Source organism: Ferrovum myxofaciens, assembly GCF_000735045.1.
GTDB lineage: Bacteria > Pseudomonadota > Gammaproteobacteria > Burkholderiales > Ferrovaceae > Ferrovum > Ferrovum myxofaciens.
Window position 1 is genome coordinate 1 of record NZ_JPOQ01000640.1, and the last position, 254, is coordinate 254.

Genomic DNA, 254 nt, shown 5'->3' on the forward strand with positions numbered 1-254 from the left:
CTGCCTCCCGTTCCCGCGCGTAGCCCATGGCCTCCGTCAGGGGACTGCTGGGCAGGAAGTCCTGCTTGCGAAACTGCTCCTCGATCCAGGCAAAGAAGGACTCCACCACAGGCTTGCTGTGCTTCAAACGGTGGGACTGCTTCTCCTTCCCCGTGAGTTGTGCGGCGCGGATGTCTTCCTCCACGCGATAGATCTGGCCGATCAGATTCAGCGCAATTTCAGCACGCTCTGGTTCCACGCCGCGGGCATTATGA

Annotated in this window: 1 protein-coding gene; it reads right to left on the reverse strand. The window is 60.6% G+C overall.

The window, feature by feature from the left end:
• A partial coding sequence (locus IV91_RS0115490; protein WP_031599664.1) for an IS66 family transposase occupies positions 1 to 254 on the reverse strand: 254 nt, incomplete at both ends.